This window comes from Streptomyces murinus (assembly GCF_002154555.1).
GTDB lineage: Bacteria > Actinomycetota > Actinomycetes > Streptomycetales > Streptomycetaceae > Streptomyces > Streptomyces murinus.
The window spans coordinates 1-1717 of record NZ_MUNF01000606.1 but is presented as its reverse complement, the minus strand read 5'-3'; the positions used below and the strand labels follow the sequence as shown (position 1 = coordinate 1717).

The window sequence follows — 1717 nt, the reverse complement described above, 5'->3', positions numbered from 1 at the left end:
TGCGGGGTCACCCCGCACGCCCAGAACACCGGGATGTCGCCCTCCTGGAGGGTCACCGGGTCGCCGAAATCCGGCCGGTCCAGGTCCGCGATGCCGAGCCCCGCCGGGTCCCCGCAGTGCACGGGCCCGCCGTGCACGGCCGGCAGCAGACTGCTCTCCCGGATCGCGGCCCCGAGCCGCTCGGGCGGCACCGGCCGCATGGACACCACCATCGGCCCGCTCAGCCGGCCCGCCGGGCGGCACGGGCGCCCGGTGACGTACATCGGCACATTGCGGCCCTGTTCGACATGGCGGATCGGCACGCCCGCCCGGCTCAGCGCCCATTCGAAGGTGAAACTGCATCCGAGCAGGAACGCCACCAGGTCCCCGCGCCAGTGGGGCCGCGCGTCGGTCGGCTCCGCGACCAGCTCGCCGTCCTGCCACACCCGGTAGCGCGGCAGATCGGTGCGCAGATCGGCGCCCTCGGCGAGCACCGTCGTCGGGGAGCCGGCGTCGGTGACGTCGAGCACCGGGCAGGGCCGGGGGTTGCGCTGGCAGAACAGCAGCATGTCGTAGGCCCAGTCGGCGGGCACCGCGATCAGATTGGCCTGGGTGTGCCCGGCCGCGACCCCGGCCGTGGGGCCGGCGAGACCCGCGCGGAACCGGGCCCGCGCGGTCCGCGGGCTCCAGGCGGGCGCCCGCTCGTCGAGGGTGGTGACGGGACGGTCCGCGGTGCGCTGCGCCCGTGTCATGCCAGTTCCTTCCCGCGCGTCTCGGGCAGCCCGAGCAGCGCCAGTGCCGCGATCCCGTAGCCGACCGCGCCGAAGACCAGCGCGCCGCCGACGCCCCAGCTGTCGGCCAGGAAGCCGACCAGGGTGGGGAAGACCGCGCCCACCGCGCGGCCCGTGTTGTAGGTGAAGCCCTGTCCCGTACCGCGCACCGCCGTCGGATACAGCTCGCTGAGGTAGGAGCCGAAGCCGCTGAAGATGGCCGACATGCAGAACCCGAGCGGGAAACCCAGCACCAGGAGCACGGTGTTGGCACCTTGCGGGATGTGCGCGTACGCCAGCACGCACACCGCCGACAGCAGCGCGAACAGCCAGATGGTGGCGCGCCGGCCGAGCCGGTCGGTGAGGTGGCCGCCGGTCAGATAGCCGAGGAACGCGCCGGAGATGAGGAAGGCGAGATAGCCGCCGGTGCCGACGACCGACAGACCGCGGTCGGACTTCAGATACGTGGGCACCCAGGTGGCCAGCGTGTAGTAGCCGCCCTGCACGCCCGTGGACAGCAGGCTCGCCAGCAGCGTGGTGCGCAGCAGACCCGGGGCGCCGGCCCGGCCCGGCCGGAAGATCGCGGTGAACGAGCCGCGGCGCGGGTCCTGTTCACGGGCGGCGAGGGCCACCGGCGCGTCGTGCACCCGGCGGCGCAGCCACAGCACCAGCAGCGCGGGCAGCGCGCCGGTCCAGAACATCACCCGCCAGGCCAGGTCGTCGCCCGCGAAGGAGAAGACCAGCGTGTAGACGACGGCGGCCAGCGCCCAGCCGACCGCCCAGGAGCTCTGGACCGCGCCGAGGGTACGGCCCCGGTGGCGGGCGGAGGCGTACTCGGCCACCAGGATCGCGCCGACCGCCCACTCCCCGCCGAAGCCGAGGCCCTGGAGCGCGCGGAAGACCAGCAGCGTCTCGAAGTCCGGCGCGAAGCCGCAGGCCACGGTGAACACCGCGTAGGTGAGCACCGT

General features: G+C 74.2%; 2 protein-coding genes. Both read right to left on the bottom strand.

Annotated features, from left to right (window positions below; all coding sequences use genetic code 11):
* Positions 1-731: putative hydro-lyase (locus CCN72_RS31110; protein WP_086811430.1), on the bottom strand; the 731-nt coding region annotated here is incomplete at its 3' end.
* Positions 728-1717: MFS transporter (locus CCN72_RS31105; protein ID WP_086811428.1), on the bottom strand; the 990-nt coding region annotated here is incomplete at its 5' end. The genes CCN72_RS31105 and CCN72_RS31110, both read right to left, overlap by 4 nt.